This is a genomic window from Klebsiella sp. 141162 (genome assembly GCF_050600755.1).
Taxonomy (GTDB): Bacteria; Pseudomonadota; Gammaproteobacteria; order Enterobacterales; family Enterobacteriaceae; genus Klebsiella; species Klebsiella aerogenes.
Genome location: NZ_JAQIRI010000008.1, coordinates 52,128 through 75,829 on the forward strand (window position 1 = coordinate 52,128; position 23,702 = coordinate 75,829).

22 protein-coding genes are annotated in these 23,702 nt (G+C 55.5%); 5 read left to right on the forward strand and 17 right to left on the reverse strand.

Annotated elements, in window-relative coordinates:
- Positions 1 to 84 precede the first annotated feature (84 nt).
- Positions 85 to 1,188 carry a bifunctional diaminohydroxyphosphoribosylaminopyrimidine deaminase/5-amino-6-(5-phosphoribosylamino)uracil reductase RibD gene (gene ribD / locus PGR23_RS19105; RefSeq protein WP_396279879.1) on the reverse strand — a complete coding sequence of 368 codons (1,104 nt, stop codon included), beginning with the start codon at positions 1,186 to 1,188 and terminating at the stop codon, positions 85 to 87.
- 3 nt (positions 1,189 to 1,191) lie between these two features.
- The gene (gene nrdR, locus PGR23_RS19110; protein WP_002890417.1) at positions 1,192 to 1,641 is read right to left on the reverse strand and encodes a transcriptional regulator NrdR; all 450 of its coding nucleotides are present in this window, start codon (positions 1,639 to 1,641) and stop codon (positions 1,192 to 1,194) included.
- Between the two features lie 147 nt (positions 1,642 to 1,788).
- Here nrdR and PGR23_RS19115 point away from each other — a divergent pair, with 147 nt between their 5' ends.
- On the forward strand, positions 1,789 to 2,328 hold the full coding sequence (locus tag PGR23_RS19115; protein ID WP_015367995.1) for a DUF3251 domain-containing protein: 540 nt from the start codon (positions 1,789 to 1,791) through the stop codon (positions 2,326 to 2,328).
- Positions 2,329 to 2,628: 300 nt separating this feature from the next.
- The gene (locus PGR23_RS19120; protein WP_015367996.1) at positions 2,629 to 3,513 is read left to right on the forward strand and encodes a nucleoside-specific channel-forming protein Tsx; all 885 of its coding nucleotides are present in this window, start codon (positions 2,629 to 2,631) and stop codon (positions 3,511 to 3,513) included.
- A gap of 56 nt (positions 3,514 to 3,569) precedes the next feature.
- Here PGR23_RS19120 and PGR23_RS19125 read toward each other — a convergent pair whose 3' ends face one another.
- From PGR23_RS19125 to queA, 7 genes are all read right to left on the reverse strand, one after another.
- Complete coding sequence (locus PGR23_RS19125; protein WP_045390927.1) at positions 3,570 to 4,259, reverse strand: helix-turn-helix transcriptional regulator; 690 nt, start codon at positions 4,257 to 4,259, stop codon at positions 3,570 to 3,572.
- A 24-nt stretch (positions 4,260 to 4,283) separates the two neighbouring features.
- A complete protein-coding gene (locus tag PGR23_RS19130; RefSeq protein WP_047044525.1) occupies positions 4,284 to 4,649 on the reverse strand; it encodes a VOC family protein in 366 nt (121 codons plus the stop codon).
- Between the two features lie 136 nt (positions 4,650 to 4,785).
- Complete coding sequence (gene secF / locus PGR23_RS19135) at positions 4,786 to 5,757, reverse strand: protein translocase subunit SecF (protein ID WP_015367999.1); 972 nt, start codon at positions 5,755 to 5,757, stop codon at positions 4,786 to 4,788.
- A gap of 10 nt (positions 5,758 to 5,767) precedes the next feature.
- A complete protein-coding gene (gene secD / locus PGR23_RS19140; protein ID WP_015704558.1) occupies positions 5,768 to 7,615 on the reverse strand; it encodes a protein translocase subunit SecD in 1,848 nt (615 codons plus the stop codon).
- A 26-nt stretch (positions 7,616 to 7,641) separates the two neighbouring features.
- Positions 7,642 to 7,974: a preprotein translocase subunit YajC gene (yajC, locus tag PGR23_RS19145; protein ID WP_003859109.1), complete on the reverse strand. Its 333-nt coding sequence runs from the start codon at positions 7,972 to 7,974 to the stop codon at positions 7,642 to 7,644.
- 22 nt (positions 7,975 to 7,996) lie between these two features.
- On the reverse strand, positions 7,997 to 9,124 hold the full coding sequence (tgt, locus tag PGR23_RS19150) for a tRNA guanosine(34) transglycosylase Tgt (protein ID WP_015368001.1): 1,128 nt from the start codon (positions 9,122 to 9,124) through the stop codon (positions 7,997 to 7,999).
- A 108-nt stretch (positions 9,125 to 9,232) separates the two neighbouring features.
- On the reverse strand, positions 9,233 to 10,297 hold the full coding sequence (gene queA / locus PGR23_RS19155; protein WP_015368002.1) for a tRNA preQ1(34) S-adenosylmethionine ribosyltransferase-isomerase QueA: 1,065 nt from the start codon (positions 10,295 to 10,297) through the stop codon (positions 9,233 to 9,235).
- Between the two features lie 150 nt (positions 10,298 to 10,447).
- Here queA and acpH point away from each other — a divergent pair, with 150 nt between their 5' ends.
- Entirely contained in the window at positions 10,448 to 11,029 is a 582-nt protein-coding gene (gene acpH / locus PGR23_RS19160; protein ID WP_015368003.1) for an ACP phosphodiesterase, read from the forward strand.
- A gap of 168 nt (positions 11,030 to 11,197) precedes the next feature.
- Complete coding sequence (locus tag PGR23_RS19165) at positions 11,198 to 11,800, forward strand: peroxiredoxin (RefSeq protein WP_015368004.1); 603 nt, start codon at positions 11,198 to 11,200, stop codon at positions 11,798 to 11,800.
- A gap of 102 nt (positions 11,801 to 11,902) precedes the next feature.
- On the opposite strand, the gene PGR23_RS19170 is transcribed toward PGR23_RS19165, so the two are convergent.
- From PGR23_RS19170 to PGR23_RS19180, 3 genes are all read right to left on the reverse strand, one after another.
- On the reverse strand, positions 11,903 to 13,771 hold the full coding sequence (locus PGR23_RS19170) for an amidohydrolase (protein WP_047044530.1): 1,869 nt from the start codon (positions 13,769 to 13,771) through the stop codon (positions 11,903 to 11,905).
- Positions 13,772 to 13,796: 25 nt separating this feature from the next.
- Positions 13,797 to 14,342, reverse strand: a complete 546-nt coding sequence (locus tag PGR23_RS19175; protein ID WP_045390938.1) for an antibiotic biosynthesis monooxygenase — start codon at positions 14,340 to 14,342, stop codon at positions 13,797 to 13,799.
- 183 nt (positions 14,343 to 14,525) lie between these two features.
- Positions 14,526 to 15,167 (reverse strand): hydrolase, encoded by a 642-nt coding sequence (locus PGR23_RS19180; RefSeq protein WP_045390940.1) that lies wholly within the window; start codon positions 15,165 to 15,167, stop codon positions 14,526 to 14,528.
- Between the two features lie 277 nt (positions 15,168 to 15,444).
- On the opposite strand from PGR23_RS19180, the gene PGR23_RS19185 reads away from it, so the two are divergent.
- Entirely contained in the window at positions 15,445 to 16,347 is a 903-nt protein-coding gene (locus PGR23_RS19185) for a LysR family transcriptional regulator (RefSeq protein WP_045390943.1), read from the forward strand.
- On the opposite strand, the gene malZ is transcribed toward PGR23_RS19185, so the two are convergent.
- From malZ to phoB, 5 genes are all read right to left on the reverse strand, one after another.
- Positions 16,344 to 18,161: a maltodextrin glucosidase gene (gene malZ / locus PGR23_RS19190; protein WP_047044533.1), complete on the reverse strand. Its 1,818-nt coding sequence runs from the start codon at positions 18,159 to 18,161 to the stop codon at positions 16,344 to 16,346. The genes PGR23_RS19185 and malZ overlap by 4 nt on opposite strands.
- 147 nt (positions 18,162 to 18,308) lie before the next feature.
- Complete coding sequence (proY, locus tag PGR23_RS19195) at positions 18,309 to 19,682, reverse strand: proline-specific permease ProY (protein WP_047044535.1); 1,374 nt, start codon at positions 19,680 to 19,682, stop codon at positions 18,309 to 18,311.
- A 123-nt stretch (positions 19,683 to 19,805) separates the two neighbouring features.
- Positions 19,806 to 21,125: a branched-chain amino acid transporter carrier protein BrnQ gene (gene brnQ, locus PGR23_RS19200; RefSeq protein ID WP_015368011.1), complete on the reverse strand. Its 1,320-nt coding sequence runs from the start codon at positions 21,123 to 21,125 to the stop codon at positions 19,806 to 19,808.
- A 412-nt stretch (positions 21,126 to 21,537) separates the two neighbouring features.
- Positions 21,538 to 22,833: a phosphate regulon sensor histidine kinase PhoR gene (phoR, locus tag PGR23_RS19205; RefSeq protein ID WP_396279880.1), complete on the reverse strand. Its 1,296-nt coding sequence runs from the start codon at positions 22,831 to 22,833 to the stop codon at positions 21,538 to 21,540.
- Positions 22,834 to 22,854: 21 nt separating this feature from the next.
- Entirely contained in the window at positions 22,855 to 23,544 is a 690-nt protein-coding gene (gene phoB, locus PGR23_RS19210; RefSeq protein ID WP_004099401.1) for a phosphate response regulator transcription factor PhoB, read from the reverse strand.
- Positions 23,545 to 23,702 lie beyond the last annotated feature (158 nt).

Consider the following 23,702-nt stretch of genomic DNA (forward strand, 5'->3'; position numbering starts at 1 on the left):
TCTTCCTTCGGGTTCATGTGCCCCGCAAGGGGGGCGGATTTTATCATAATATTCTGGGCGCTGCTTCCTAATATTAGGAATACATCACGCAGTCGTTAAATGCAGGCAGACATCGGGGCCGACCTGACGTATCTCGTTGAATTTGAAATGGGGGGCCTGGCTCAGTTTCTCAAGCCCCGGCAGCGCGCATAAACCGCGCGCATCACTGCCTAACAGTTTAGGCGCAATATAGACGATAAGCTCATCCACCAGCCCGGCCTGTAGCAAAGCGCCGGCCAGCGTCGCCCCCGCTTCCACCCAAATACTGTTCACCTGCTGTTTACCGAGCTGCATCATTAGCAGCACGAGGTCAAGATGGCCGTTATGCTCCGGCACCAGCAGGGTACGCACGTTGTCAGGCCAGGCACGTTCATCGGCATGGGTGCGGGCGAAGAGGGTTTCACCTTGCTGCTGAACAATTCGATGCTCCGGCGTGACGCGGTTTTGGCTATCGATGACGATACGCAGCGGCTGTCGCAGGTTCTCCTGCGGATAGAGCGCCTGCGTATCGGCGCTCAGCTCCTGCCAGCGCACGGTCAGCGCCGGATCGTCCGCCAGCACCGTCGCGCTGCTGGTGAGAATAGCGTGGCTCTGCGCGCGCAGGCGCTGCACGTCGCGTCGCGCCTGCGGCGAGGTGATCCACTGGCTTTCACCGCTGGCCATCGCCGTACGGCCATCGAGCGAAGCGCCCATCTTCAGCTGGATCCACGGAAAACCGGTACGCATGCGCTTCAGAAAACCTTTATTCAGCGCTTCCGCTTCATTCATCATCAGCCCATGGCTGACGTCAATGCCTGCCTGCTGCAGGCGATACAGGCCGCGACCGGCCACCTGTGGATTCGGGTCCTGCATTGCCGCTACCACGCGCGCCACGCCCGCGGCGATCAGCGCGTCGCAGCACGGCGGCGTGCGGCCATGGTGGCTGCAGGGCTCCAGGGTGACGTAGGCGGTCGCGCCTTTGGCTTTCTCACCGGCCATGCGCAGCGCGTGCACTTCCGCGTGCGGCTCGCCGGCCCGATAATGGAAGCCCTCGCCGACGATCTCGCCGTCTTTTACAATCACGCAGCCGACGTTGGGATTAGGATGGGTAGTAAAGCGTCCGCGCGCGGCAAGCTTCAGCGCTCGCGCCATGTACATTTCGTCCTGCATGGCTTAGTCCTGTAAACGGGCGATTTCTTCGCCGAACTCTTTAATATCTTCGAAACTGCGATAGACGGAAGCGAAGCGAATATAGGCGACCTTGTCGAGCTTCTTCAGTTGTTCCATCACCAGATTACCGATCATTTTACTCGCGACTTCACGCTCGCCGGTGCCGCGCAGATGGGTTTTAATATGATTTACCGCCATTTCGACGTCATCGGCGCTGACCGGGCGCTTTTCCAGCGCTTTCAACATCCCGCTACGCAGCTTGTCTTCGTTAAAAGGTTCGCGCACGTCGTTGCTTTTTACCACCCGCGGCATCACCAGTTCCGCCACTTCAAAAGTGGTAAAGCGTTCATTGCAGACCAGGCACTGCCGACGACGACGCACGGAGGAGCCTTCGCCGACCAGGCGAGAATCGATGACTTTGGTATCCACGGCGAAACAGAAAGGGCAATGCATGGCGCGTCCTGACAGGTAGTTAATCTGAAGGGTAGTTTACCCTGAAGTCAGCGGACTACAAAGAAAGAGCTTTTGAGACAAAGGATCTATGGTAGGTCAATTCAGTTTAGCTACCATTAATCATCCTCTGTAAACGGAATCCTGACCATGACAAGACGTTACCTACAACTGGCTATCATCGGCAGCCTGTTCACCCTTACCGCCTGCGCCCAGCAAAGCGAAGTTCGTCAGATGAACGAGAGCGTCAGTACGCTGAGCAAAGAGATGACCCAGTTGAATCAGCAAACAATAAAAATCACCCAGCAAAACGCACTGAATGCTAAATCAACCCGCGGCGTTTATCTGCTGCCGGAGGCCAAAACCCCGGCGCGGCTGGAGAGCCAGATCGGCACCCTGCGTATGTCAGTGGGTAGCATTACGCCAGATGGCGACGGTTCGCGCCTGACCTTACGCATCCAGGGCGAGTCTAACGATCCGCTCCCGGCCTTTACCGCAACCGTCGCTTCCGGACAGATTACCGGCACTACCCACAGCTATCAGGAAGTCAACGTCCAGGATCAATTGATTAGCGCCCCGGCCAGCATCCTGGCGCCCAGCGATGTCGATATCCCGCTGCGCCTGAATGTGACGCCTGATAAAGTCGGCTTTATTCGTATCCACGATATCCAACCCGCCAGCGCGCAGTAAGCGCTCACGCCGGGCAAAACGGCCCGGCGATCCGCTTTCATCACTCGATATTATCCATTTACAACTTTTCATAAGAGTTCATTAGAAATCGTTCCTGATGGCGATTTTCAGTAGCATTTTGTCAAGAAATGCATAGAATCGTGAACGCAATCGATTACGCATGTTCTGGTTATGTGAAACAACACGTATTTTTGTGAGCAATGATTTCTATAATAGACCCCCACAGAAAGACGAAATATTTAGCAACGCTTCGGCAATTTTCTTAACGCCTTTTGGCTTAATTTAAACAGTGGCATCAACATGAAAAAAACATTACTGGCAGCGAGCGCTGTTGTGGCGCTTTCCGCTTCTTTCACCGCTGGCGCGGCAGAAACTGAAAAACCGCAGTACCTGTCTGATTGGTGGCACCAGAGTGTGAACGTGGTCGGCAGCTACCACACCCGTTTTGGACCGCAGATCCGTAACGATACCTATCTGGAATACGAAGCGTTTGCTAAAAAAGATTGGTTTGATTTCTACGGCTATATTGATGCCCCGGTCTTCTTCGGCGGCAACAGCACGGCGAAAGGTATCTGGAACAAAGGCTCCCCGCTGTTTATGGAGATCGAACCGCGTTTCTCTATCGACAAGCTGACTAACACCGATCTGAGCTTCGGGCCGTTCAAAGAGTGGTACTTCGCGAACAACTATATCTACGATATGGGCCGTAACGACTCCCAGGAGCAGAGCACCTGGTACATGGGTCTGGGTACCGACATCGATACCGGTCTGCCGATGAGCCTGTCGCTGAACATCTATGCCAAATACCAGTGGCAGAACTACGGCGCCTCCAACGAAAACGAGTGGGACGGCTACCGCTTCAAGGTGAAATACTTCGTTCCGCTGACCGACCTGTGGGGCGGTTCGCTGAGCTATATCGGCTTCACCAACTTCGACTGGGGTTCTGACCTCGGCGACGATAACTTCTACGATATGAACGGTAAGCACGCGCGTACCAGCAACTCTATTGCGTCCAGCCATATTCTGGCGCTGAACTACGCGCACTGGCACTACTCTATCGTCGCGCGTTACTTCCATAACGGCGGCCAGTGGGCTGATGATGCCAAGCTGAACTTCGGCGACGGCGACTTCAGCGTTCGCTCTACCGGCTGGGGTGGTTACTTCGTTGTCGGTTACAACTTCTAATTGCTGATACAGCAAGACAGCGCCCGGGACGCGTTTTACGCCAACCGGGCGTTTTTTTATTGCTCCTCACATCTCACCTTACGTAAGAAATCGCTCAATGAACGGTCGGCGCACTCGCTGAAACGACGCTCGGTCGCCCTTACCTCCAGACAACGATCGAGACGAAAGTTACGATAATCACTGCGCAGTTCGCACCAGGCCACCAGCAGCCAGCGCTCCCCCCAGAAAAACAGCCCCAGCGGCAACACTTCACGTCGCGTCACCTGACCGGATTCATCCTGATAGTGAAGCTGTAATACCTGCTGATTGGATACGGCCTGATGGATAACGTCAAAGTGGGTTTTAGCATAGCGATGCGCGCCAAGATCAGGGGCAAACAGCCGGGTCTGCTCCGCTTTGCGCCGCCTCTCCTCCGGCAAAATCGCCAGCATTTTTTCCTGGGCTGACTCCAGCGACTGCGAAAGCGCATCGCCGCCCCAGGTTTTTAACAGTCGAATCGCCGCAATGAGCGCTTCGGATTCTTTGGCGGTCAACATGAGTGGCGGCAGGTCGTAGCCCGCCAGCAGACGATAACCGCTCCCTGCCTCCCCCTCAACCGGGACACCGGAGAGCGAAAGGTCGCGAATATCGCGATAGACGGTACGCTCCGACACGCCCAACCGTTCAGCCAGCAACGCCGCGGTAGTTAGCCGCCTGCCGCGCAGGATCTGTACTATCTGAAATAAACGGTCGGCGCGTCGGGTCATTTCTCGTTTCGCTAAATAGTGAGGTTAAGCCGGTTGATGCAAGCCTACGCGGTTGCCTTCGCTGTCGGTAAACAGGGCGATGGCGCCAATATCATTCGGCAGCGTCAACGGGCCAAATACACACGCCCCACCCGCCGAGGCGACGCGATCCAGCGTGGCGGCAAGGTTGTCGGTGTGCAGATAAATAATAGCGCCCTGCGGCGATGGCGCGATCCCGTCAAATTTAGCCAACGCGCCGCCGGGGGCCGGATCCTGATGCGGGAAGACGGCCAGGTCCGCACAATCCATGGTTTCACGACGCAGCGTCACCTGCATTACCGGCTCATAAAACGCGACGGCGCGATCCATATCAGCGACCGGAATTTCAAACCAGTTAATCACGTTGTTCATACTTCCTCCTGCTCGTTAGTGAGTTCAGAAGCAGTGTACGAGAGGCCTCCTGACAGCATACTGTCAGCAGGTTTCAGGCAGGCAAAAAAAATCCCGGCCATCGAGGCCGGGATTGCTTTATATCAACTGAACCGGATTACGGCAGAATAGACGGCTGATCCGCCCCTTCTTTTTCGACCTTCTGCTGGATCAGATGCTCGCGCTTCATGCCCAGCTTCAACGCCAGCGCGGACGCGACGTAGATAGAAGAAGCCGTACCGATGGATACACCAATCAGCATGGTCAGCGAGAAGCCTTCCAGAATCGGGCCGCCGAAGAGGAACAGCATCAGGATCACCATCAGGGTGGTACCGGAGGTGATCAAGGTACGGTGCAGCGTCTGGGTCAACGACACGTTAAAGATTTCGTACGGCGTACCGCGACGGATCTTACGGAAGTTTTCACGGATACGGTCCGAAACCACGATACTATCGTTCAACGAGTAACCGATGACCGACATCAACGATGCGACGATGGTCAGGTCAATCTCGATGTGGAACAACGACAGCACGCCCATGGTAATCACCACGTCGTGCGCCAGTGCGATAACCACCCCTGCCGCCAGTCGCCATTCAAAGCGGAAGCCGACATAGATAAGGATACACACCAGCGCCGCAATCAGCGCCAGAGCGCCGGTTTGCGCAAGGTCCGCGCCCACGCTCGGGCCAACGAACTCAATTCGTTTCACCGTCGCGCTTTGGCTGGTCGATTCGTTAATCACGTTAACGACTTTACTGCCCAGCTCCTGGCTGCCGTTGGCATCGTGTACCGGCGGCATACGCACCATGATGTCGCGGCTGCTGCCGAAGTTCTGCAACTGCGGCTCTTCAAAGCCCGCTTTCTGCAGCGAATCGCGCAGCTGGTCCATATCAACCGGTTTTTCGAGGGTAATTTCAATCACCGTACCGCCGGTGAAATCAAGACCCCAGTTAAACCCGCGGACGCCGATGATGGCGATCGACACAATCAGCAGAAAACCTGAAATGCCGAAGGCCCAGTAGTCCCAGCGCATAAAGTCCCAGACTTTACGGCCGTGGTTCAATTGTTCAACAGTATATTCCTGTGCCACAACGCACTCCTCAGATAGACAGCTTTTTCACGCGCTTGCCGCCGTACAGCAGGTTCACGATGGCACGGGTGCCGACGATAGCGGTAAACATTGAGGTCGCGATACCGATACCGGTAGTAATCGCAAACCCTTTAATGGCACCGGTACCGACCGCGTACAGGATGATAACCTTAATCAGCGTCGTCACGTTGGCGTCAAAGATGGAGCTAAATGCGCCCTTATAACCTTCGTCAATCGCCTGCTGAACGGTACGTCCGTTGCTCAGCTCTTCTTTGATACGCTCGTTAATCAGTACGTTAGCATCGACCGCCACCGCAAGGGTTAAGACGATACCCGCGATCCCCGGCATGGTCAGCGTCGCCCCAGGAATCAGGGACATAATGCCGACAATCAGCACCAGGTTAGCAATCAGCGCAGAGGTCGCAATCAGACCGAACTTCTTATAGAAGAAGATCATGAACAGGATAGAGACCACCAGACCGGCCAGACATGCTTCCAGGCCCTGCTTGATGTTCTGCATACCCAGAGTTGGGCCGATAGTACGCTCTTCAACAATCTGAATCGGCGCAATCAGGGCGCCCGCACGCAGCAGCAGAGAAAGCTGGCGCGCCTCGGTCGGGTTGCTGATACCGGTGATACGGAAGCTATTGCCAAGGCGAGACTGGATGTTGGCGATGTTAATCACCTCTTCCTCTTTCGCAAGGATAGCGCGACCGTTGGCATCTTTCTTACCGCTGTCTTTGTACTCCACGAACAGGGTCGCCATCGGTTTACCGATGTTGTCCTTGGTGAAGTTAGACATGATGTTGCCACCTGCGCTATCGAGCGAGATGTTAACCTGCGGCTGGTTGTACTCGTCCATGCTGGAAGTGGAGTCGGTGATATGGTCGCCGGTCAGGATCACGCGCTTATACAGCACCACCGGACGGCCTTCACGGGTGTCTTTCACTTCCGAATCGCCCGGTACGCGGCCAGAAGCGGCTGCGGACTGATCGACGTTGGTGTTCACCAGACGGAATTCCAGCGTCGCGGTCGCGCCAAGGATTTCCTTCGCACGCGCGGTATCCTGGATACCCGGCAGTTCAACCACGATACGGTCGGAACCCTGACGCTGAACCAGCGGTTCGGCCACGCCGAGCTGGTTTACGCGGTTACGCAGAATGTTGATGTTCTGCTGAACGGCGTATTCACGGGCTTCTTTCAGACGTTCGTCGGTCATCACCGCTTTCAGCGCATTGTTACCCTGGCTTGAAATAACCAGATCGCGATGGCGCGGGCTGAGATAAGAGATAGCCTGATCGCGCGCCGCGCTGTCGCGGAAGACGATGCTCAGACCGTAGTTGTCTTCCTTACGCACGGTAGAGTAAGGAATGCCTTTGTCACGCAGCTCGCTGCGCAGGCTATCGATGTTTTGTTCCTGCAGTTTGCCTAATGCGGTGTCCATGTCCACTTCCATCAGGAAGTGCACGCCGCCGCGCAGGTCAAGACCCAGCTTCATCGGCTCGGCATACATCGCCGCCAGCCAGCGCGGGGTCGCCGGAGCAAGGTTTAGCGCCACGACGTATTTGTCACCCAGCAGATTTACCAGCGCTTCGCGCGCTCGCAGCTGAGTATCGGTGGTGTCGAAGCGCGCAAGAATTGCGCCCTCTTCCAGTGCCACAGACTTCGCGGTGATTTTTTCTTCTTGTAAAGTTTTCTGGACCTGGATCAGCGTTTGCTCACTGGCGGCGACGCCGCGCGCGCCAGTGATTTGAACAGCCGGATCCTCACCATACAGGTTGGGAAGCGCGTAAATCAGGCCGACGATAATCACGACGACCAGCATAACGTACTTCCACAAAGGATAACGGTTTAACACGGCAGTTCCCTTAGGGAAAATGGTAATTACAGCGCCTTCATGGTGCCTTTCGGCAGAACGGCAGCTACGAAGTCACGTTTGATAACCACTTCGGTGGTATCGTTCAGCGCGATAGCGATGTAGCCGTTTTCCGCGACTTTAGTCACGCGACCAACCAGACCGCCGTTAGTCAGGACTTCATCACCTTTGGCGATGGAGTTCATCAGATTCTTGTGCTCTTTAGTACGTTTCTGCTGTGGGCGCAGGATCATGAAGTAAAAAATCAGACCGAACACCACCAGCATCAGAATCAGAGACATTGGGCTGCCCTGCGCCGGCGCGCCGGTTGCTGCTACCGCATCAGAAATAAAAAAGCTCATTGAAATTCCCTCATTATTAAAATTAATCAACGTTCAAAGGAGGAACGGAACGCCCCTGACGTTGGTAAAAATCGGTCACGAAGCTCTCTAATTTACCCTCTTCGATAGCCTTGCGTAAACCAGCCATTAAACGCTGATAGTAGCGCAGGTTATGAATGGTATTGAGGCGCGCGCCCAATATTTCGTTGCAACGATCAAGATGATGCAAGTAAGCACGTGAATAATTGCGACACGTATAGCAATCGCACTCGGCATCCAGCGGCGATGTATCGCTTTTATGCTTCGCGTTGCGGATTTTCACTACGCCATCGGTCACGAACAGATGGCCGTTACGCGCGTTGCGCGTCGGCATAACGCAGTCAAACATATCGATGCCGCGACGTACCCCTTCCACCAGGTCTTCCGGTTTCCCGACGCCCATCAGGTATCGCGGTTTATCTGCCGGGATCTGCGGGCAAACGTGCTCCAGGATACGGTGCATGTCTTCCTTCGGCTCGCCGACAGCCAAACCGCCGACAGCGTAGCCATCAAAGCCAATCTCTACCAGACCTTTCACCGAGATATCTCGTAAATCTTCGTAAACGCTGCCCTGAATGATGCCAAAGAGCGCGTTTTTGTTGCCGAGGCCATCGAAACGGTCGCGGCTGCGCTTGGCCCAGCGCAGAGACATTTCCATCGAACGCTTAGCGTAATCCCAGTCCGCCGGGTACGGCGTACATTCGTCGAAGATCATCACGATATCGGAACCGAGATCGTACTGAATCTCCATCGATTTTTCCGGATCGAGGAAAATCGGATCGCCGTTGATCGGATTGCGGAAATGCACGCCCTGTTCGGTGATCTTACGGATATCGCCAAGGCTGAAGACCTGGAAGCCGCCGGAATCGGTGAGGATCGGCCCTTTCCACTGCATGAAATCATGCAGGTCGCCGTGCAGCTTCATGATTTCCTGGCCCGGGCGCAGCCACAGGTGGAAGGTGTTGCCGAGGATGATTTGCGCGCCGGTGGCTTCAACTTCTTCCGGCGTCATCCCTTTGACGGTGCCGTAGGTGCCAACTGGCATGAAGGCTGGCGTTTCAACCACGCCGCGATCAAACACCAAACGGCCGCGACGCGCGCGGCCGTCGGTGGTATCAAGTTCAAATTTCATCATTGCTCCTGCGTCAGAAAAACAGTCCGACGTTTAAATACTCGCCACGGAATGATTCCGTGGCTAAAAAATGCGTCAAGGCGTCAGAAAGCCGGCGTGCCGGCCTTTTTAGGGACGCTCAGAAATAGCCTGCGGATTGTACGTGATAAACATCGCGTCCCCGTAGCTAAAAAAGCGATATTTTTGTTCTACCGCAGCCTTATAGGCGTTCATGGTGTGCTGATAGCCAGCGAAAGCGGAGACCAGCATAATCAGTGTGGATTCAGGGAGATGGAAGTTAGTCACCAGCGCATCGATGACTTTGTACTGATATCCCGGATAGATAAAGATCTGCGTATCGGCAAAGAACGGCTCAATCAGGCCATTTTTAGCCGCCTGCGCCGCGCTTTCCAGCGAACGCACGGAAGTGGTGCCGACGGCGATGACGCGGTTGCCGCGCGCTTTCGCCGCCAGAACCGCATCGACCACATCCTGCGGCACTTCCGCATACTCAGAGTGCATGATGTGCTCTTCAATGCTGTCAACGCGCACCGGCTGGAAGGTCCCCGCGCCAACGTGCAGCGTCACAAACGCCATCTCGATGCCTTTCGCGCGCAGTTTTTCCAGCAGCGGATCGTCAAAATGCAGGCCGGCGGTCGGCGCGGCGACCGCGCCCGGCTTGGTGCCGTATACCGTCTGGTACAGCTCGCGATCGGCGTCTTCGTCCGGGCGGTCGATATACGGCGGCAGCGGCATATGACCGATGCTGTTCAGGATATCGAGCACCGGGCGCTCATCGTTGAATTCAACTTCAAAAAGCGCGCCGTGGCGCGCCAGCATCGTGGCGTTAATGCTCTCGTCATCGCCTAACAGCAGCTCCGCCCCCGGCTTCGGCGCTTTAGAGGCGCGAATATGTGCCAGAATACGTTTATCGTCCAGCATGCGCTCGACCAGCACTTCAATCTTGCCGCCGCTGGCTTTACGGCCAAACAGACGCGCCGGGATCACCCGGGTATTGTTAAAGACCAGCAAATCGCCAGGGTTGAGCTTATCGAGCAGATCGGTGAAAGTACCGTGCGTCAGCGCGCCCGTCGGCCCGTCCAGCGACAGCAAGCGGCAACTACTGCGCTCCGGCTGCGGATAGTGGGCAATCAGGGATTCAGGTAATTCAAAGGAAAAATCGGTAACGCGCATGACGATGACTCAGACTAAATAAAGAGGCGGGTAGTCTAGTGCCGGGCGGGTCTTCCTGCAACCGTTACCCTATTCAACGCTGGATATAATAGCGGAATACCATGATTAACCAGCAAGAACGCCATGACCGTGTGAAGGATTGAAGTTGATATGAATTTTCTCGCGCATTTACACCTCGCCCATCTTGCGGATAGCTCGCTGCCGGGCAACCTGCTGGCCGATTTTGTCCGCGGTAACCCGCAGGGCGAGTATCCTGAGGATGTGGTTGACGGCATTTATATGCATCGGCGTATAGATGTAATGACCGACAATCTGGCGGAAGTTAAAACGGCGCGCGAATGGTTTCGCCCCGAGACCCGCCGGGTCGCGCCGATTTCCCTCGACGTGATGTGGGACCATTTCCTGTCGCATCACTGGGCGCAGCTGTCGCCGGATCTGCCGCTAAACGAGTTCGTGCGCTACGCCCACGCGCAGGTGGCGCAAATTCTGCCGGATTCGCCGCCGCGCTTTGTTAATCTCAACGAATATATGTGGTCCGAACGCTGGCTGGAACGTTATCAGGATATGGAATTCATTCAGCGCGTCCTGAACGGTATGGCCAGCCGCCGCCCGCGCCTCGATGCGCTGCGTGATTCATGGTACGACCTTGATAACCACTATGGACAACTGGAACAGCAATTCTGGCGTTTTTATCCGCGAATGATGGAGCAGGCGAAAAAGAGAACGCTGTAAACCTTGCGCTTTCTCACAAAACGATTATTCTGAAAGCGCTATTGAATAATTATCAATAGGCAAAATCTATCTCATCGATTGTCAGCGCCGCATTGAGTTCCTGCCCGCCTCTGCCTATACTGGCCCGCGTTGCGTTCCAATTAACCTTAGTAATAACAGGAGAATCATATGGTTCTGGTTACTCGTCAGGCTCCGGACTTTACCGCTGCAGCAGTATTAGGTAACGGCGAAATCGTTGAGAAATTCAACTTCAAACAGCACACCAACGGTAAAGCTACCGTCCTGTTCTTCTGGCCAATGGACTTCACTTTCGTTTGCCCGTCTGAACTGATCGCTTTCGACAAGCGCTATGAAGAATTCCAGAAACGCGGCGTAGAAGTGGTTGGCGTTTCCTTTGACTCCGAGTTCGTTCACAACGCATGGCGTAACACTCCGGTAGACCAGGGCGGTATCGGCCCGGTTAAATACGCGATGGTTGCCGACATCAAACGTGAAATTCAGAAAGCATACGGCATCGAGCATCCGGACGAAGGCGTTGCGCTGCGCGGTTCCTTCCTGATCGACGCTAACGGCATCGTTCGCCACCAGGTTGTTAACGACCTGCCGCTGGGCCGTAACATCGACGAAATGCTGCGTATGGTTGACGCGCTGCAGTTCCACGAAGAGCACGGTGAAGTTTGCCCGGCTCAGTGGGAAAAAGGAAAAGAAGGTATGGCCGCTTCTCCGGAAGGCGTAGCTAAATACCTGACCGAGAACGTATCCAGCCTGTAATCGGCTAGACGTTTTAGTCAAAAGGCTCGCAAATGCGAGCCTTTTTTGTGCCTGTTATATTCGCTGTAGGTCCGGTAAGCGCAGCGCCTCCGGGCAAAAGCATCAGAACGCGAAGCAAGAACAGCCTAATACGCCCCAGAAAGCCTGCTCATCCGCCACCGGAATCGACGACTTGCGCGCAATATCATGCTGATGTCCATGCACGCCGCAGCTGCCGCAGCACTGGTGCATCTGCACCACCGCGCCAATCTTCGCGGCCGCAGGCGGCGCCGAGCGATAATGCCCTGGCACTTTTACCACCGGCGACCACTCCGGCAATACCGGAATTGGCGGCGGCGCCAGCGGCGAGAAATGACCGGCCGCGTACACCACCTTGCCATCAACGATGGTCAATACCGACTCAATGCCTTTGATTTCCTCTTCCGCAACGCTGAAGTAGTCTTTTGACAGCACCACCAGGTCAGCCAGTTGCCCTTTCTCAATACGTCCTTTTTTACCCTGCTCGCTGGAGAACCACGCGCTACCGGCGGTCCATAGCTCAAGGGCGACGTCGCGCGGCAGACGGTTGTTATCATCGTACATCGCCATGCCGCCGACGGTACGCCCGGAAACCAGCCAGTACAGCGCGGTCCACGGGTTATAACTGGCGACGCGGGTCGCATCGGTACCCAGCCCTACCGGTACGTCCAGTTCCAGCATTTTCGCCACCGGCGGCGTATGTTTCACCGCCTCTTTGCCGTAGCGGTCGACAAAATACTCGCCCTGGAAGGCCATCCGGTGCTGCACCGCGATACCGCCGCCTAACGCCTTCACGCGTTCAATATTACGTTCGGTGATGGTCTCGGCGTGGTCGAAGAACCAGTGCAGGCCGTTAAATGGAATATCGCGGTTCACCTTCTCGAACACATCCAGCATTCGGCTAATCGACTCATCGTAGGTGGCATGCAGACGGAACGGCCAGCGATGTTCCACCAGATGACGAACCACCCGCTCCAGCTCATCCTCCATGCCTTGCGGCAGATCCGGCCGCGGCTGCAGGAAGTCTTCAAAATCCGCCGCCGAGAAGACCAGCATTTCACCAGCGCCGTTGGCACGATAGAAATCGGTGCCCTGCCCCGGCTTCAGCATGTCGGTCCAGCGCTCGAAATCATCCAGCTCCTGCTTCGGCCGCTGGGTAAAGAGGTTGTAGGCGATACGAACGGTCATCTGCTCTTTGGCATGCAGTTGCTCGATAATTTCGTAATCTTCCGGGTAGTTCTGGAAACCACCGCCGGCATCGATGGCGCTGGTTAATCCTAAACGGTTCAGTTCACGCATAAACTGGCGCGTTGAGTTGACCTGCAGATCGAGCGGCAGCTTCGGCCCTTTGGCCAGCGTGGCATACAGGATCATGGCATTCGGTTTGGCGATCAGCATCCCGGTCGGGTTGCCGTTGTTATCGCGAACGATCTCGCCGCCCGCCGGATCCGGCGTCTCTTTGGTATAACCAACGGCTTTCAGCGCCGCGCGGTTAAGCAGCGCGCGATCGTACAGATGGAGTACGAATACCGGCGTGTCAGGCGCCGCTTCATTCAGCTCTTCCAGCGTCGGCATGCGGCGTTCGGCAAACTGGAATTCGCTCCAGCCGCCGACTACCCTCACCCACTGCGGCGACGGGGTGCGATCGGCCTGATCTTTTAGCATACGCAGCGCATCCGCCAGCGATGGCACGCCTTCCCAGCGCAGCTCGAGGTTATAGTTCAGGCCGCCGCGAATCAAATGCAGGTGGGAGTCGTTAAGACCCGGGATCACCGTATGGCCTTTAAGATCGACAATTTGCGTCCCCTCGGCGGCGAACGTCATTATTCGATCGTGGCTTCCGGTCGCGAGAATTTTTCCCTCGGCGATGGCCACGGCTTCCGCCAGTGGGTTCGCGCGATCGAGCGTATGAATCTGACCATGGGTCAGAATCAGTGTGGCAGTTTGCGACATAACACACTCCTTTAAGCTGGTTGAGTTAGTTTTTTTTCAACCAGCCGGCAAAAAGACGGGTCACGATTGGCATCCACAGCCAGACCACCAACGCGACCACCAGGGCATCGTTAATCAGATGCAGTAACAAGCTTCCCCGTAACTCCGGTAGCGCCATGCCGGTCAACCACGGCACCAGGTTGGTACTCGGGAAGATGACCAGCAGGGTTATCAGAAACTGTTTCCAGCGCAGCGGCTGGCGAATGTTGGCAGCAGGCGGGGTAAACCAGAACGCCGGTTCGGTGCGGATTTCGGTACGATCGCCATCGTTGAGATACGGCGCGATTTCCGCGACTAATTCACGACGGGTTTCCGACTGCGTCCAGGCGTAGAGATGTTCAATGGTGTCGAAGCGAATAATCACGCTCCAGAGATTTTGCCCGGCTGCCGGACGGATCACGTTGGCGCCGAGATGGCCGGGAAACTCCGCCGCAACCGGCATGATTTTCCCCAACCATGCTTCATACCGCTGGCCGTTTTGCGGATCGAGATGATGGCTGATGACCAGCGTCACTGATTTCTGTTGCGCCATTAAGTATTCCTTGCTTCAGGGAATGGCGGGATTTCCCCCGCCATCAGCCATAAATGACAATACACAAAATCATTCATGCCGCATTGAGGCGGCAAGATTGCCCTTCCCCGGGAGCTGACATCAGTCAGTGACCGGGGCGGGCAAACGAAGCCAACAAAGAGGCAGCTTGCAGGGTGAAGTGTTTTAGGCTTTACGTTCCGGCGCGCCGTGCACCATGGTATAAGCATAATCCACGCCCATACCGTAGGCGCCGCTATGTTCGCGAACCAGATCCATCACCGCGTCGTAAGTCTCTTTACGTGACCAGTCGCGCTGGTACTCCAGCAGAACCTGCTGCCAGGTCACCGGCACGGCGCCGGCCTGCACCATACGGTCGATGGCGCGCTCGTGAGCGTCAACGGAGGTACCACCGGAGGTATCGGTTACCACGTACACTTCATAACCTGCTTCCAGCGCCATCAGCGCCGGGAAAGTCAGGCACACTTCGGTCCACAGCGCGGAAATAATCAGTTTTTTACGTCCAGTGGCTTTTACCGCATTAACAAAACCGGCGTCTTCCCATGAGTTCATAGAAGTACGTTCAATCGGTTTCACTTCCGGATGAACCGCCAGCAGTTCTGGCCAGATATAGCCGCTGAAGCTTTTGGTTTCGACAGAGGTATAAATAACAGGAACGTTAAAAATCTTGCCCGCTTTGGCCAACGCGACGGTGTTATTTTTCAGCGTCTGGCGATCGATATTGGCCACGCCAAAAGCCATTTGCGGCTGGTGGTCAATAAAAATAAGAGTGGAATTAGACGGATCAATCAGTTCACGAATAGACATAACATATCCTATTAATCAATTGGTTAGGAAGATAATTCACTGCCGTTGTGCTGTGCTGATTGTGGCCAATAACGCATGATGAGTATAGTCAGTAATTTCTAACGAGTTATTAAAGAATTCTTTCCGTTTTAATTCACTTGAGTAAAAATAATGGCCGTTTGAATATTTAAATAAAGCTAATCAAAAAATTACGGGAAACTGTTCTAATTTATTCACTGGAATTGAACATGGCCCTTCGGTAAAACAACGTTATTATTAGACTGACGGATCGAAACTAATGCGTTTAAACCTTGATGTACTTTTGATTCTTGATGCTCTGGATAGACATGGCTCGTTCGCGCTGGCGGCCGAGTCGCTATTTAAAACCCCCGCCGCGCTGAGTTACATGATCCAAAAACTGGAAAGCGATCTGAACATCAGTCTGCTGGATCGTTCCGGACACCGGGCGAAATTTACCGATACCGGTAAAATGATGCTGGAAAAGGGGCGCCTGCTGCTCAATGCCGCCAACGATCTGGAAAAACAGGCGCAGCTGCTGAGTTCCGGCTGGGAGCGGGATCTGGCGATTGCGCTGGACGACTCTTTTCCTTTCCAGGCCCTATTGCCGCTGATTGAAAAGTTTTACGCGCAATATCCGCAAACCCGCCTCAACTTTACCCATCATACTCTGGCAGGCTCGTGGGAAGAGCTGACTCACAACGGCGCGGATATTATTCTTGGGGCGATTAACGAACCGCCGACTTCAGCGGAATGGTCGTGGAAAATGCTCGGCGCGATGGACAACGTGTTCGTTGTCGCGCCCGGCCACCCGCTGGCGGAAACGACCCAACCGCTGACCAACAAACAGCTTAGCCTGCATCGCGCGGTGGTTATTAGCGATAGCGCCCGCTACTGTCATCCATTGAACAGCAACCTGCTCGATGAGCAGGAGCAAATCCGGGTCGATGATTTCGCCACCAAAGTCGCGCTCCTGCGCGCCGGTTTGGGATGCGGATTCCTGCCCCGCCACATCGCCCGCCCGTGGCTGGAGAGCGGTGAGTTGCTGGAGAAACCGGTGATTTCGAGCCGTGAGAAAGATATTACCTATATGGCCTGGCGTAGCGGCAATAACGGTCTGGCTCAGCGCTGGTGGCGAGAGGCTATTCTCGAAGACAGCTGTCTGAGCCAGCTCTACCGTTAACGGCTACACCAGACGCTAGCGGAAATCGCGGGCAGACTCAGCACATCATCGTGCATGTCGCCCGCGCCTTCTTTACGCTGCCACGTTTTCCCCTCCAGCAACGGCGATGCGTCGATTACCACCTCGCAGGCGTGACCGCGGTTTATCGCCACCAGCACCCGCTGCTGTTTGTAAACGCGAACAAAGACCACCACGTTATCTTCCGCATAGATGACCTGGCAGCCGCCGTAGCGCAGCGCCTGATGCCCCTTACGCAAGGTGGTCATACGCTTATATAACGCCAACAAGGTTTCATCCTGCAGTGCCGGATCCCATGGGAAGGGTTTACGGCAGAAGGGATCGTTGTTGCCATCGACGCCGACTTCATCACCATAGTAAATACACGGAACGCCCGGCCAGCAGAACAGCCAGACCACCGCCAGCGGCAGTCGCGCCACATCTTTACCCAGCAAGGATTTGAAACGCGCGGTATCGTGGCTATCCAGTTGGTTAAACATCCGCAATTGCTGCTGATGCGACAGTCCGGCGCGATAGTTGTCCATCCACGCCATACAGGTTTGCGCATCGATGTGCTGCGGATCGTAGGAAATATCGGTATTAGCGAGGAAACCCCACAGCGGGAAGGTAAAACCACGATAGTTCATCGCCGCATCTTCGGCATCAGCCTGCAGCCACTGGCGCGCGTCGCCGAAATGTTCGCCGAATACAAAAGCCTCCGCCTGCTCCCGCTTCGCCGCCTGGGTGATACCGGCAATATGGCGCAGGTTGTTGCGCGCGCCGCCATCTTCGCCCAGCATATGCACCACGTCCAGACGCCAGCCGTCCATACTCCACGGCGCTTTTAACCAGTGGCGCACCACGCTGTCTTCGCCCGCATAGATTTCATTAACCAGGCTCGATGAACGGTAGTCAAGTTTTGGCAGACTGGCGTAACCCAGCCAGTTATGCGCTACCCCGTCCGGGGAAAAATTAAACCACTCACGCCACGGTGAATCCGGCCGATGGCAGGCGCCGTTACTCGTCTGCTGGTGGCGATCGAACCACGGGTGCGAGTCACCGGTATGGTTAAACACGCCGTCGAGGATCAGCCGCATCCCTTCACGCTGCGTATTGTGGCGCAGGCGCAGCAGCGCGGCATCGCCACCGAACTGCGGATCGACACGGCGGTAATCAGCGGTATCGTATTTATGTACGCTGGGCGCGACGAATACTGGGTTGAGATACAGCGCGGTCACGCCAAGCTGCTTCAGATAAGGAAGCTTCTCGCTAATACCGTCGAGATCGCCGCCATAAAAGGTCGAACCGCCCGCCTCGCCGGTTAACGGCTCATCCCACGCTTTTAGCACAATATCCTGGCCGGCCGCATGGTGGTAATAAACCTGGTCCTGCCCGGCTTCTCGCGCCTCGCTACGGGCGAAACGGTCGGGGAAAATTTGATAAAAGACCTGATCGGCGACCCACTGCGGGCCGCTATCCGGCACATCAACCGCAAACTGCTCCAGCCGTGCGGGCGGAAAACGCTGAAAACCCTGCGGCGTAAACCACAGCTGACGGTCCGCCCACAGCAGCTTAAAGCTATAGCGGCGGCGCGGCTGGCCGTTCGTCAGGTTGATCTCTCCACGCCAGGCGACGACATCGGCGTGTGGGGATTGGCGCAGGCGCTGCATGGGCAACGACAGCTCTTCATTGTCTTCTTCCGCGCGCAGCGTAATGCGCTGCGGCATCGTTTCGCCGCTTAGCCACAATGTGATAACAAGTCGTTCCTGCTGCTCTTTAATAAAAGGAGCAACCGGCAGGTGCCAGGCCTTCAACATCATCATTCCTCTTTTTGCGTAATGGCCACACCTTGCCACAGTGAACCGGCGTATAACTCATCATCAATAGAATAATTGGGGGAGGAGAAAGGAGGAGGATGTGATTTTTCCGGGCCGCGGCAAAGCCGGACCCGGAAGAGCGGAGAATTACTGCGCCTGGGCTAACTGACGGTCGCGGCGGGTCTTAATTTTCCAGCCAACGAGCAGCAGCGCGATCCACGCAAAGCCGACGTACAGCGATATGCGGGTATCCGGATGGTAGCCGATAAGCGCGATGATAAAGACCAGGAACAGCAGGCCGACCACGGTGGTGGCCACGCCGCCCGGCACTTTAAACTTCAGCGCCTTAACCTCTTCCGGCGACAGGCGACGACGGAAAGCGATTTGCGACAGCAGGATCATAATCCACACCCACACCGTGGCGAAGGTCGCCAGCGAGGCAATCACCAGGAAGACGTTTTCCGGCATGATGTAGTTGAGATAGACCGCAAACAGCAGCGCCACGGTCATCACCAGCACCGTCACCCATGGCGTACCGCGACGCGACGTTTTGGCGAATACCTTCGGCGCGCTCCCCTGTTCGGCCATTCCGTGCAGCATACGACCAACGCCGAATACGTCGCTGTTAATCGCCGACAACGAGGCGGTTAACACCACGAAGTTCAGGATGCCGGCGGCGAAGGTAATTCCCATATGCTGGAAGGTCAACACGAACGGGCTGCCGTTAGTCCCCACCAGGTTCCAGGGATAGATAGACATAATGACGAACAGCGTCCCCACGTAGAACACCAGGATACGCATCGGCACCGAATTAATCGCCCGCGGAATCGATTTTTCCGGATCCTTCGCTTCACCGGCGGTGATACCGATAATCTCAATCCCGCCGTAGGCGAACATCACCATCTGCAGCGACATCACCATCCCCAGCCAGCCGTTACTGAAGAAACCGCCGTTACTCCATAAGTTATGAATCCCGGTTGGCTGACCGCCGTTGCCGATACCCCAGATGATGATGCCGAAACCGGCGAGGATCATGATGATAATCGTGGCGACTTTAAAGAATGAGAACCAGAACTCCAGTTCGCCGAACACCTTGACGCTCATCAGATTGACGGCGCAGATAATCAGCACCACGCTCAGTACCCATATCCAGTGCGGCACCGCCGGGAACCAGACACCCATATAGATACCGAAGGCGGTCACGTCGGCAATCGCGACGATCAGGATTTCAAAACAATAGGTCCAGCCGGTGATATAGCCGGCCAGCCCGCCGAGGTTCTCCTGCGCATAACGCGAGAAAGAGCTGGCGGAAGGGTTATGCACCGACATTTCGCCCAGCGCGCGCATGATGATATACGCCGCCACGCCGCCGATAATGTATGCCAACAATACGCTCGGCCCCGCCATTTTAATGGCGTCTGCCGAACCATAGAACAGGCCGGTACCAATAGCGGAACCAAGGGCCATAAAGCGAATGTGCCGGGTACTTAGCCCGCGCTTAAGCTTGTTACTACTTTCCATCGTGTTCCATGCCGTTTTTCTCGTTTGTGCTTTGCGGGGGCAAAACGCAAAAGGGAATGACCAAAAAAACAAAAAACCACGGGACCTTAAGTCCCGTGGTTAAACACCTGCGTAAAGCGTCGGTTAATGGGCTTTTGAGACCACCGGGCTACCCGCTGCGCGATCGATGATCGCGGCCAGCACGGCCATCACCGCGGTTGGCAGCAACCATGCCAGACCTTGCGCTGCCAGCGGCAGGCTCGCGGTCCATTGCGGCAGAATATCTGCGAACGCCGATGCTTTAACGCCATCAATGATACCAAACATCAGGCTGATAAACATTGCCGGCGCGATAACGCGGGAGGAATTATGCCACCAACCGCGGGTAAAGCTTAATACCACCAGTGCGATACACGGCGGATAGATAGCGGTTAACACCGGAATCGAGATCTGAATCAGATGGCTGAGCCCCAGGTTAGAAACCGCCATGGAGAACAGGCCGAGAATAAACACCAGCGAACGATACGACAGCGGCAGATACTGCGCGAAGAACTCAGCGCAAGCGCAGGTCAGGCCAACCGCGGTGACCAGACAGGCGATAAATATCAATGCCGCCAGCAGGAAGCTGCCCGCGCCGCCGAAGGTATGCTGCACGTAGGAGTGCAGAATAGCCGCGCCGTTTGCCGACTGATCGACCAGCGTCGCGCTATCGGAACCCAGGCGGAACAGCGCCAGGTACAGCAACGTCAGGCCCACGCCGGCCATCAGACCAGCCCAGACGGTGTAGCGAGTCAGCAATCGGGCTTCGCTAACGCCGCGGGAACGTGCGGCATTAACGATAACGATACCAAAGACCATCGCCCCCAGCGTGTCCATGGTCAGATAACCATTGACGAAACCATTAGAGAACGGCGCGGTACGATAGGCTTCCATCGCGTCGCTAATCGGGCCGGCCGGCCAGATTACCGCGGCCACCGCGAGCACGACCAGGGCGATAATTTTCAGCGGCGCCAGGAAATTGCCGACGGTATCCAGCAGTTTGCCCGGATAGAGGGAAACCAGAATCACCAGCGCGAAATAGATAACGCTATAGATAAGCAGCGGCAGCGCGCCGTCGCCGGTCAGTGGAGCAATCCCCACTTCAAATGAAACGGTTGCGGTACGCGGGGTCGCGAACAGCGGCCCAACCGCCAGGTAGCACACCACGGCCAGCAGAATGCCCGCAACTTTGCCGATTGGCGAGCTCAGACGCTCAACGCCGCCGCCGACTTTCGCCAGCGCGACTACCGTTAGCACCGGCAAACCCACGGCGGTAATCAGGAAGCCAATGGCTGCGGTCCAGACGTGTTCGCCGGCCTGTAAGCCAACCATCGGAGGGAAGATAATGTTGCCTGCGCCAACGAACAGCGCGAAGGTCATAAAGCCCAGCGCGATGATGTCGCGAGATTTTAACTGATGGGTCATAAATTCATTACTGCCTGTGGATGTGGTGTTGTAAAAACGGAAAAATACCGTGCCTTCCTTTCGGGATGATACAGCGGCCATTGCCTGTAAACTCAGCGAGATATGCTCTCGAAGCGGCGTGGAAAAGAATTGTTTTTTGAATTACCACGCAAAAGCAGTCTTACCGGGACTGCATAGGGGGCAATTTAAACGCTTATAACGTTTTAAAGCAAGGTGGGATCGTAAAACCAGATGATTATGCTAACTATGATTTTGAACCTGGATTAATTGACCATAACGACGCAAAACGCGTGGCTAATCATGCGAACAATAAATAACCAGGCGTTCGTTTAATACGCAACGTAAAGTTGACTGCAAATGAAAATGACCAGCCGAAGCTGGTCATTGGCAAGGAAAGCTGACAAACGCCGCGTCAGGCGACATTTTTGGCAATTAAACGTTCCGGCAGCAGGAAGCTAAAGCGCGTTCCCTTCCCGACCGTACTTTCGATTTCCAGGCGGCTTTCGTGATGGCTGACCGCGTGTTTCACGATAGCCAGCCCTAAACCGCTGCCGCCGGTTTGCCGGGAGCGCGCCTTGTCGACGCGGTAGAACCGCTCGGTTAGCCGGGGTAGATGCTCAGGCGCAATGCCCGGGCCGTTATCCTCAACGCTAAACAGCGCGCCGTGCGGCGCCCGCTGCCAGACGACGCGGATCTCGGTTCCCGCTGGCGTATGGTTTACGGCGTTGTACACCAGATTGGAAATCGCGCTGCGCAACTGCTCTTCGTTACCCATCACCTGGAGCGTTTCGTCGACGCTAAAGTGCAACTGATGCTTACCCTGGCTTAGCGTTTGCGCCTCGCGCTCAACCACCCGCAGCATCATCAGGACGTCGATTTTATCGTTCATCGCCAGCACCGGCGCGGCTTCAATACGCGAGAGCGTCAGCAACTGCTTCACCAACCCTTCCATCCGCTGCGTTTGCTCACGCATGGTATGCAGGGCTTTTTCCCGCGTCGGCCCTTCCAGCACCTGCTCCTGCATCATCTCGAGATAACCCTGCAGTACGGTGAGCGGCGTGCGCAGCTCGTGGCTGACGTTGGCGAAAAAGTTACGCCGCGCGCCTTCCAACTGGTGCATTTGCGTGACATCGCGCGCCACCATCAACCACTGTTTATCGCTATAAGGCATCACGCGAATTTCCAGATGACGGGCGTTATTGAGCACCAGATTAAGGGGCTTGGTGAAATCACGGTTTTTCAGATAGTTAGCAAACTCTGGGTAGCGCAGCAGGTTGAGGATATTCTGCCCGCTATCGTCCGGCCAGCGTAGATTAAGGATTTGTTGCGCCAGGCCATTACACCAGAAGATGGCGCCCTCTTCGGTGGTCAGCACCACCGCATCGGGTAAGGATTCCGCCCCGCTGCGAAAGCGCTTGATAAGGCTTCCCAGCTCGCGGCGACGTTTTTTATTACGCATCTGCATTTGATGCAGACCATACAGCAGCGGTTCCCAACTGCCGCTTCCCGGCGGCGGTGTCATACTGCGATCGACCCACAGCCACCATGACAGACGTAACAAATTCCAGAAATGCCAAATAAGCAACCCGGTCACCGCCGCCAGTAAAAACCACGGCAGATGACCGAAAAACGCCCCGAGGATCAGGGCCGGGATACAACATAAGAAAAGCTCAAGCGCCAGCCTTTTCCATGACAGCCGTTCCAGCACGGGTCACACTCCTGTCAAAATTCAGAAACGGGCGGAGAAACGATATCCCGTGCCGCGAACCGTCTGTACCATTCGGTCATGGCCGCTATGTTCCAGCGCTTTGCGCAGGCGGCGAATATGCACATCCACCGTCCGGTCTTCAACGTAAACGTTGGTTCCCCAAACGTGATTCAGCAGCTGTTCACGGCTGTATACGCGTTCCGGGTGGGTCATAAAGAAGTGTAATAATTTAAACTCGGTCGGCCCCATATCCAGCGGATTTTCACCGGTCATGACGCGATGCGAGGAAGGATCCAGGCTCAGCCCCTGCATCTCAATCACCTCTTCAACCGCCATTGGCGAAATACGGCGCATCACCGCCTTAATTCGCGCCACCAGCTCCTTCGGCGAAAACGGCTTGGTAATATAATCATCCGCGCCGGTTTCCAGACCGCGAACGCGATCTTCTTCTTCGCCGCGCGCCGTCAGCATCACCACCGGAATATCGCGGGTCATCGCTTCGCGCTTAAGCTGTTTAATAAACTGTAGCCCCGATCCGCCCGGCAACATCCAGTCGAGGAGAATCAAATCGGGCCAGGGTTCATTGAGTTGATTCACCGCACTGTCAAAATCTTCCGCCTCGACGGGCTGAAAGCCGTTTTGCTCCAGAACAAAGCAGACCATTTCGCGGATTGGAGCTTCATCTTCAACGACCAGAATTCTTCTCGCCATTATTTACCCTGTGTTTTTTAGCCATCAGTATAGAAGTGCGCGGCCATTATGCGTCAGATTTGTGACAGATTTATGAAAAAATGACCGTCTGATGAATGCGGATTTTGAATGATGACACGCACTTAACGCATCCTGTCTCGCCGTAATAGGGCAAAAGG

What these genes read in the sequence shown, in the direction of transcription:
- ribD (WP_396279879.1), bottom strand. Translation starts at nt 1,188, where the DNA reads ATGCAGGACGAAATGTACATGGCGCGAGCGCTGAAGCTTGCCGCGCGC.
- tgt (WP_015368001.1), bottom strand. Translation starts at nt 9,124, where the DNA reads ATGAAATTTGAACTTGATACCACCGACGGCCGCGCGCGTCGCGGCCGT.
- PGR23_RS19185 (WP_045390943.1), top strand. Translation starts at nt 15,445, where the DNA reads ATGCGTTTAAACCTTGATGTACTTTTGATTCTTGATGCTCTGGATAGA.
- PGR23_RS19180 (WP_045390940.1), bottom strand. Translation starts at nt 15,167, where the DNA reads ATGTCTATTCGTGAACTGATTGATCCGTCTAATTCCACTCTTATTTTT.
- yajC (WP_003859109.1), bottom strand. Translation starts at nt 7,974, where the DNA reads ATGAGCTTTTTTATTTCTGATGCGGTAGCAGCAACCGGCGCGCCGGCG.
- malZ (WP_047044533.1), bottom strand. Translation starts at nt 18,161, where the DNA reads ATGTTGAAGGCCTGGCACCTGCCGGTTGCTCCTTTTATTAAAGAGCAG.
- phoB (WP_004099401.1), bottom strand. Translation starts at nt 23,544, where the DNA reads ATGGCGAGAAGAATTCTGGTCGTTGAAGATGAAGCTCCAATCCGCGAA.
- proY (WP_047044535.1), bottom strand. Translation starts at nt 19,682, where the DNA reads ATGGAAAGTAGTAACAAGCTTAAGCGCGGGCTAAGTACCCGGCACATT.
- PGR23_RS19170 (WP_047044530.1), bottom strand. Translation starts at nt 13,771, where the DNA reads ATGTCGCAAACTGCCACACTGATTCTGACCCATGGTCAGATTCATACG.
- PGR23_RS19130 (WP_047044525.1), bottom strand. Translation starts at nt 4,649, where the DNA reads ATGAACAACGTGATTAACTGGTTTGAAATTCCGGTCGCTGATATGGAT.
- PGR23_RS19120 (WP_015367996.1), top strand. Translation starts at nt 2,629, where the DNA reads ATGAAAAAAACATTACTGGCAGCGAGCGCTGTTGTGGCGCTTTCCGCT.
- acpH (WP_015368003.1), top strand. Translation starts at nt 10,448, where the DNA reads ATGAATTTTCTCGCGCATTTACACCTCGCCCATCTTGCGGATAGCTCG.
- nrdR (WP_002890417.1), bottom strand. Translation starts at nt 1,641, where the DNA reads ATGCATTGCCCTTTCTGTTTCGCCGTGGATACCAAAGTCATCGATTCT.
- PGR23_RS19115 (WP_015367995.1), top strand. Translation starts at nt 1,789, where the DNA reads ATGACAAGACGTTACCTACAACTGGCTATCATCGGCAGCCTGTTCACC.
- PGR23_RS19165 (WP_015368004.1), top strand. Translation starts at nt 11,198, where the DNA reads ATGGTTCTGGTTACTCGTCAGGCTCCGGACTTTACCGCTGCAGCAGTA.
- PGR23_RS19125 (WP_045390927.1), bottom strand. Translation starts at nt 4,259, where the DNA reads ATGACCCGACGCGCCGACCGTTTATTTCAGATAGTACAGATCCTGCGC.
- PGR23_RS19175 (WP_045390938.1), bottom strand. Translation starts at nt 14,342, where the DNA reads ATGGCGCAACAGAAATCAGTGACGCTGGTCATCAGCCATCATCTCGAT.
- queA (WP_015368002.1), bottom strand. Translation starts at nt 10,297, where the DNA reads ATGCGCGTTACCGATTTTTCCTTTGAATTACCTGAATCCCTGATTGCC.
- brnQ (WP_015368011.1), bottom strand. Translation starts at nt 21,125, where the DNA reads ATGACCCATCAGTTAAAATCTCGCGACATCATCGCGCTGGGCTTTATG.